The organism is Pseudomonas sp. GW821-FHT09A09, from assembly GCF_059418405.1.
In genome coordinates this window covers 82988-90144 of the sequence record NZ_JBWKPU010000019.1, presented here as the reverse complement: position 1 = coordinate 90144, position 7157 = coordinate 82988, and the positions used below count along the sequence as shown (strand labels likewise).

At 62.1% G+C, this 7157-nt stretch carries 6 protein-coding genes; 5 read left to right on the top strand and 1 reads right to left on the bottom strand.

Annotation, left to right across the window (positions count from 1 at the left end; all coding sequences use genetic code 11):
• Positions 1 to 99: 99 nt before the first annotated feature.
• On the top strand, positions 100 to 1152 hold the full coding sequence (locus tag AC07OV_RS17935) for an FUSC family protein (RefSeq protein ID WP_495092689.1): 1053 nt from the start codon (positions 100 to 102) through the stop codon (positions 1150 to 1152).
• A gap of 180 nt (positions 1153 to 1332) precedes the next feature.
• On the opposite strand, the gene AC07OV_RS17930 is transcribed toward AC07OV_RS17935, so the two are convergent.
• On the bottom strand, positions 1333 to 2091 hold the full coding sequence (locus tag AC07OV_RS17930; protein ID WP_494996463.1) for a TetR/AcrR family transcriptional regulator: 759 nt from the start codon (positions 2089 to 2091) through the stop codon (positions 1333 to 1335).
• A 358-nt stretch (positions 2092 to 2449) separates the two neighbouring features.
• Here AC07OV_RS17930 and AC07OV_RS17925 point away from each other — a divergent pair, with 358 nt between their 5' ends.
• From AC07OV_RS17925 to AC07OV_RS17910, 4 genes are read left to right on the top strand one after another with little or no spacing between them, the layout of a single operon-like run.
• Positions 2450 to 3157 carry an ABC transporter ATP-binding protein gene (locus AC07OV_RS17925; RefSeq protein WP_176998820.1) on the top strand — a complete coding sequence of 236 codons (708 nt, stop codon included), beginning with the start codon at positions 2450 to 2452 and terminating at the stop codon, positions 3155 to 3157.
• Positions 3154 to 4353, top strand: coding sequence for an ABC transporter permease (locus AC07OV_RS17920; protein WP_494996462.1), 1200 nt, complete (start codon positions 3154 to 3156; stop codon positions 4351 to 4353). The genes AC07OV_RS17925 and AC07OV_RS17920 overlap by 4 nt, the downstream gene beginning before the upstream one ends.
• Positions 4346 to 5827 (top strand): TolC family protein, encoded by a 1482-nt coding sequence (locus AC07OV_RS17915; protein WP_494996461.1) that lies wholly within the window; start codon positions 4346 to 4348, stop codon positions 5825 to 5827. Before AC07OV_RS17920 ends, AC07OV_RS17915 begins: the two co-directional genes overlap by 8 nt.
• The gene (locus AC07OV_RS17910; protein WP_495092688.1) at positions 5817 to 7070 is read left to right on the top strand and encodes an efflux RND transporter periplasmic adaptor subunit; all 1254 of its coding nucleotides are present in this window, start codon (positions 5817 to 5819) and stop codon (positions 7068 to 7070) included. The genes AC07OV_RS17915 and AC07OV_RS17910 overlap by 11 nt, the downstream gene beginning before the upstream one ends.
• Positions 7071 to 7157: the final 87 nt, after the last annotated feature.

The following is a 7157-nucleotide window of genomic DNA, read 5'->3' as shown; positions in this document are numbered from 1 at the left end:
CCCCCCCCCCCCCCCCCCCCCCCCCCCCCCCCCCCCCCCCCCCCCCCCCCCCCCCCCCCAAGCCGGCTCCTACAGGGTCCTGGCTTGAAGTTAGACCTCATGAATATAATCTTCCGGCGCCTGTTGCGCCCTCTGCTCGATCCCTACCGCCGCTACCGCCACGCCAAGCTGATCCACGCCGTGCGCGTGTCCATCGGCTTGCTGGCGACGATCCTGCTGACCACCGGCATCAACCTGCCCCACGGGGAATGGGCATCGGTGACCATGCTGATCGTGATCGGCGGCTTGCAGCATCACGGCAATATCGGCAAAAAAGCGGTGGAGCGCGCCTACGGCACCTTGATCGGCGCCAGCGTCGGTTTGTTGCTGGTGCTGCAACAGGCTTATTTCGGCCAGCCGCTCTTGACCTATCTGTTGATGTCGGTGGTGTGCGGGTTCTTTTCCTATCACGCCATCGGCAAGGGCGGGTACATCGCGCTGCTGTCGGCAATCACGGTGTTTATCGTCGCAGGCCACGGGGACAATCCGATCTCCGATGGCCTGTGGCGTACCGTGGACATCCTGATCGGTATCGTGTTGGCGCTGGCTTTCTCCTTCGCCCTGCCGCTGTATGCGGTGTATTCGTGGCGCTACAACCTGGCCAGTGCCTTGCGTGACTGCGCCGAGATTTATAGCCGGATCATCAGCGGGCGGTCAGTGACCGACGATGAACACCTCAAGCTGATGAACCGCCTCAACGCGGCGATGCTGCAATTGCGTTCGTTGATGCCGTCGGTGTCCAAGGAAGTGCGCATCTCCATGACCGAACTGGATGCGATCCAGCGCCACCTGCGCATGTGCATCAGCACCCTGGAGATTCTGGGCAATACGCGGCCGGACCCGCGCGATGAACAGGCAAGCGCGCGGATGCAGGTGATGTTGAAGGCCGAGCACCGGCAGATCCGCGTGCAGTTGGTGGGGATGGCGCGGGCGTTGAAATCGGGGGTGACGGAGCGTTTGGAGCGTACCAGCCACATCGGGGTAGAACCCACACTGGACGCGCCGGTTTATAGCGCTTTGGATGGTTATCGCTTGTTGACCGTGCAATTGGCGCAGAACGTGGACGCAATGCGCCAGCGGCTGGCGAAGAGCGCCGGCCACTGGAAAATCTGAATTCGGCCGGCACAATAGGAAAATTCAGAAACGTTTACACATCTCAACGTTTTCACACTTTCCCTTACAAACTTTTCACGTTTTATTCACATCCCGAGCCGTAGTGTGAAGCCTCATCCGTTACAAATGCTTCACATCAAACCCGCCGCCCCAGCGGGTTTTTTTTGCCTGGAATTCGAGCTAGCGCGAGGCCTTGGCAACCGGTTCATTGGCCTGTTCGCGAATGGCGCGCTGGGTGTCCAGCACCTTGGCCAAGGCATTCTCGGCTTCCGGGCTCTGCTGCGGCACACGAATCGCCGCTGACACCAGGGTGATCAACTTGGCCATCACCTCGGCATCCGTGGCTGGACGGCCCAGGCTCATGGAGTTCATCAACAGGCGCAGTTCAGTGCCGGCCATGACCCCGGAAATCGCCTTGAGGGCAAATTGCAGGCGCACCCCCAACTCATTGCGTGGCAGGTCGGGCAAGGCCAGGGCGAAGGCTTCGAAGAAACGCTGGAACACCGGCTGGTAATGCACCTTGAGGTATTCCTGGATAAACGGCGAGGTGTCGCTGTAGACCCGGCCCAGGAACCGGATAAACGAACGCCCTTCCCCGCTGGCGCTGGCCGGGTCACTGCGCTCCAGGCCCATGGCCGGGGCAAACAGCACGCCGAGCAAGGTATCGCAATCGAGCGGGCCGTCGGATTCGGCTTCGCAGCGCGCGAGCAATTCCAGGCGCTGCTCGTTGAGCGGCTCCAGGCGTTGCATCAACAGGGTTTTCATCAGGGAATCCTTGTCCCCGAAGTGGTAGTTCACGGCGGCCAGGTTCACCTGGGCGCGCTCGGTAATCTGCCGGAGCAGCACGGCGTCATAGCCGTATTTGATGAAGAGAGCCTCTGTCGCATCCAGCAGTCGAGTCTTGGTAACGTTTGGAGCGCTGAGTTTCTTCGCGACCATAGGGGTTCCACGTGGGAAATATTGTTTTAAAAAATAATTTGATTTTTTATACCGGGGCGGCCTTTCGAAAGCAAGTAGTGACACTGCGCCATACTACTAAAAGCCTGTATAAACGGGCACATCACCGCTAGCTGAGACGTTTTTTTGCCCCTCGGAACGGCCGCTGGAAAAATCGTTTCAAAGGGTAAAACCGCTCTACATCCATGGCTGGCGGAGCGCCTGGAACACGGTTACTATTCAAACAATATTTTAAAAACAAGAAATAAAACCAGTCCGTGACGCGTACCAGGCAGCTCCCGAACTTGTTACAAGGATTTACCGGGGGCATGGAGGCACCGTCGAGACTGCAGGCGTAGTCATGATGACAGATATCCCCGCGCACCCAGGCTTGATCTCCCTGCAAGGCATCGGCAAGCGTTATCAGCTCGCCGGGCAAGAACTGTCCATTCTCAATGATGTGTGCCTGTCCATCGCCAGTGGTGACAGCTGCGGCATTCTCGGTGCTTCCGGCTCCGGCAAAAGTACCCTGCTCAACATTCTCGGCCTGCTGGACCTGCCCAACTGCGGCGAGTATCACTTTGCCGGTCACGATATCTTCAGCGCCAGCCCCGACCAATTGGCCGCGATCCGCAATCAGCAGATCGGTTTCGTGTTCCAGAGCTTCAACCTGCTGCCGCGCCTCAGCGCCCTCGACAACGTCGCCCTGCCCCTGAGCTACCGGGGTGTATCACGCCACGAGTCGGTGGAGCAGGCCCTGCGCATGCTCGACCAGGTTGGCCTGGCCGAACGCGCCCATCACCGCCCCGCCGACCTCTCCGGCGGCCAGCGCCAGCGTGTAGCGATTGCCCGGGCGCTGGTGGGCAAGCCCTCGGTGATCCTCGCCGACGAGCCCACCGGCAACCTCGACAGCACCACCGCGCAAGAGATCATGGACTTGCTCCTGGCCCTGAACCGCGAGCAACAGGTCACCCTGATCATCGTCACCCACGACCCTCACATCGCCGAACGCCTGGACCGCAAGATCCTGGTGCGCAACGGCGTGGTGCAAGAGGCTGGAGGCCTATGAGCCTGCGGGTCGAACAGAGCCTCAGCCAGTTGCTGCATGAAGCCTTCGTGAGCCTGCGCACCCTGGGCAAACGCTCGGTCCTGGCGCTGCTGGGCATTGTCATCGGCAGTTCGTCCGTGGTGGCCCTGATCAATATCGGCCACAACGCGGCGGTCGACGCCGCGATGATTTTCAAGGACATGGGCACCGACACCCTGGTGGCCCAGTTCCCCCCGAAAGGCAACAGCACTGCCCCGATGCGCGCCCGCCTTGATCTGGAAGCCGTGCGCGAGGCCGTGCCGGGCATCGCTCACATTGGTGCGCTCACTTTGTTCAGCGGGCCCATGGTTTTCCATGGCCGCACCACCAATGCGAACTTTGTCGGCACAACACCGGACATTAAAGACGCTATGCGCATCGTCGTACGTGAAGGCCGCTTCCTGTCCGTCTTCGACGCCAATGAAACTTATGGCGTGATCGGGGACCAACTCGCCCAAGCCTTGGGCGCCCCCGGCGATCCGATCAAACTGGGCGACCGCGTGCGCATCAATGACTATCTGTTTCTGGTGGTGGGCATTCTCCAGAGCCAGCCGCGCGCCATATTGATGCCCGTACAAGCCAACGAATCACTGTTCATTCCCGCCGAAGGCATGCGCCGTATCTACGCCACGCCGCAGATCGGCAACGTCATCATCCGCGCCACGCCCGGCCAGGACATGGAACGTATCGCCCACAACGCCGCCACCGAGCTCCAACGCCAACTCACCGACCACACGGTCGACATCCAGGTGCCTCAGCAAATGATCGACGGCATGACCCGGCAAAGCCGCACCTTTGCTTACCTGTTGCTGGCCCTGGGGGCTATCTCGCTGGTGGGGGGCGGCGTGGGCGTGATGAACGTGATGCTGATGAATGTCTCGGAGCGCCGCCGCGAAATCGGTATCCGCATGGCGCTGGGCGCGCGCCAGCGAGACATCCGCAACCTGTTCCTGCTCGAAGCGGTCACGCTGACCGCCGTGGGCGCACTGTGTGGCGCGGTACTGGGCATGACAGCCGCCTGGCTCTATGCGTGGATGTCGGGCTGGGCATTTGTGCTGGCGGCCGCCGCCTTGCCCCTGGGGGTGGGCAGTACTTTGCTGGTGGGGTTGTTCTTCGGGATCTACCCGGCGGTGTCGGCCTCCAAGTTGCAGCCGGTGGAGGCCCTGCGCGATGAATAAAGGCCTGTTGCTGGCCCTCGCCCTGGCAAGCCTGCCCTGCGCGGCGGCCGACGTGGTGATCAACCCATCGGCCCCCAGTACCACACGCAGCGGCTACGACCGCAGCGTTTCGCTGAACGCCCAGGTCACCACCATGACCCTGGGTGATGCGGTGTACCTGGGCCTGCGCAACAACCCGGCGATTCGCAGCGCGTACCTGCAGCGGGTGGCGCAGAAATTCGACCTGCGCGTCGCTGAAGACACGTTCAACCCCAAGCTCACCCTCAACAGCTACTACCGCAACACTCGCGGCTCGGCGGACAACTCGCGCAACGCCAACCTGGCGCCGAACGCAACCCTGCTCGGCGAGTATGGCACGCGCTTGAGCATGGCCTGGACCCAGCAACTGAACAACGCCGACCGCGCCGGGCGCTACCGCAGCGATGGCCTGGACCTGGCGATCATCCAGCCGCTGATGCGCGGCGCCGGCTGGGACGCCACCACCGCACCGCTGCGCCTGTCACGCCTGTCGGAACAGGCCAACCGCCTGAACCTCAAGGCCACCGTGGCGCAGACCATCAGCCAGATCATCGCCACCTACCGCGAACTGCTGCGCGCCCAGGAACAACTGAGCATCGTGCAGGACGCCCTCAAACGTTCCGGGACCTTGCTGGAGGTGAACAAGGCACTGATCGCCGCCGGGCGCATGGCCGAGTTTGAGATCGTGCAGACTGAAGCCGATATCGCCACCCAGCAACTGGGCGTGGAAGAGGCCCAGAACCAGCTCGACACCAGCCGCCTGGCCCTGCTGCGCCTGCTGGCACTGGACTTGTCGACGCCGATCCGCGCCAGTGAAGCCCTGGAGGCCAAGCCGATGGTCATCGACAAGCGCCAGGCCTTCAACCTGGCGCAGACCCAGCAGCCGGAATACCTTGCCGCCCTGCTCGGCAGCCAGCAGGCCGACCTCAACCTGGTAATCGCCAAGGACTCCGGACGCTGGCAAGTGGACCTGGTGGCCGGGGCCAACCAGATACGCGATGCCTACAACAACGACGCCGGCAATACCAACAACCGCACCTGGGACAGCTACGCTGGGGTGCAGGTACAGATCCCCATCGGCGACATCAGCACGCGCCAAGCCGAAGTGCGCGCGCGGGTCAATGTGGAAGACCAGGAGATCCGCATCACCGACGCACGCCAGGAACTGGAGCGCAGCGTCAACGACGTGGTGCGTGACCTCGGCACTCGCTGGCGCCAATATGAAATCTCCCAGCGCGCGGTGGAACTGTCGCGGCGCAAGATCGAGATCGAACGGGAAAAACTCAGCGCCGGGCGCTCCACCAACTTTCAGGTGTTGAGCTACGAAACCGATTTGCGCAACGCCGAAAACGCGCAGCTTAATGCGCTGATTGCTTATCTGAACGCCCAGACCCAGCTCGATTTGACCCTGGGCATGACGCTGGAAAGTTGGGAAATCGCCCTCAATGACTACTAAAAACAAACGCCTGCTGGGTGCTGTGTTGATCGTGCTGTTGGCGGGTGCGGGCATCGCCCTGCTGAGCGTGCGCAGCCCTGCCGCCAACCAGACCGCCGCAGCCGAACAGTGGCTGGCAGTGAAACCCGACCCCCTGGTGCATCAGATTGGCCTGGTGGGCAAGATCGAACCCGACACCACCATCACCCTCACCGCGCCCTTCGACGGCAATGTGCAGGCCAACCTGGTGGAACAGGGCCAGCGTGTGGAGGCCGGCCAAGTGCTGTTGCAGATGGACCCGTCCACTCTCGAAGTGCAATTGCGCGATGCCTTGTCTGCGCAACTCAAGGCCCGACGCACCGTGCAGGAAATGCAGGATTGGGACAGCGGCACGACGGTCAGCCGCGCGCGTCGCACCCTGCGCACGGCGGAGATGACCGCCGGCAATAACCAACGCAAACTCACCGAAAGCGAGAACCTGTTCAAGCGCGGCATCATCCCGCGCAATGAGCTCGACGACCTGCGGCAACAAACCCAACAGCAGCAACTGGACCTGGCCTCGGCACGCAGTGAACTGCAACAGGCACTGGATCAGGGCAAAGGCGAGTACCGCCAGATCGCTGACATGGAGCTGACCAACGCCACGGTGAAATACGACGCCCTGCACAAACTGCTCGATGGCCGCGAGGTGAAGGCGCCGTTTTCCGGCATCGTGGTCCCGGCTCCCGGCAACAGCAGTTCGTCCCAAGGCGGCGGCAATAACAATGCCCCCGTGCAGGCTGGCAGCAAGGTGAGCCAGGGTCAGGTGCTGTTCGGCCTGGCCAATATCGAACGGCTCAAGATCGTCGCCAAGGTTTCGGAGCTGGACATCAACCAGTTGCATCAGGGCCAGGCCGTGGAGGTGATGGGCGACGGGTTCGACGGTGAACGGCTGACCGGTTCCGTCAGCGTGGTCAGTGGCCTGGCAATTGCGGGCGATAGCCAGGGCAGCGCTCAGTTTCCGGTGACCCTGTCGATTCCCAAGCTCACGCCGCAACAGTTACAGCGGGTGCGGCTGGGGATGAGTGCGCGGTTGACCATTGTGACCTACAACAATGAGCAGGCGATTGTGGTGCCGGCGCAAGCGATCAGCGGGGGTGAGGTGGAGTACCGGGAGGCGATGGACAAGCCGGTTGAGCGGGTGAAAGTCACCACCGGGCAGTCCACGCCACAAGGCGTGGAAGTGTTCGGCCTCAAACCCGGCTTCGTAAAGACCGGAAGCTAACCCACCCTTCCTCTGTGGGAGCTGGCTTGCCTGCGATAGCGGACTATCAGTTAATGCGATAGTGACTGACCCAGCGCTATCGCAGGC

What these genes read in the sequence shown, in the direction of transcription:
- AC07OV_RS17935 (WP_495092689.1), top strand. Translation starts at nt 100, where the DNA reads ATGAATATAATCTTCCGGCGCCTGTTGCGCCCTCTGCTCGATCCCTAC.
- AC07OV_RS17930 (WP_494996463.1), bottom strand. Translation starts at nt 2,091, where the DNA reads ATGGTCGCGAAGAAACTCAGCGCTCCAAACGTTACCAAGACTCGACTG.
- AC07OV_RS17925 (WP_176998820.1), top strand. Translation starts at nt 2,450, where the DNA reads ATGATGACAGATATCCCCGCGCACCCAGGCTTGATCTCCCTGCAAGGC.
- AC07OV_RS17920 (WP_494996462.1), top strand. Translation starts at nt 3,154, where the DNA reads ATGAGCCTGCGGGTCGAACAGAGCCTCAGCCAGTTGCTGCATGAAGCC.
- AC07OV_RS17915 (WP_494996461.1), top strand. Translation starts at nt 4,346, where the DNA reads ATGAATAAAGGCCTGTTGCTGGCCCTCGCCCTGGCAAGCCTGCCCTGC.
- AC07OV_RS17910 (WP_495092688.1), top strand. Translation starts at nt 5,817, where the DNA reads ATGACTACTAAAAACAAACGCCTGCTGGGTGCTGTGTTGATCGTGCTG.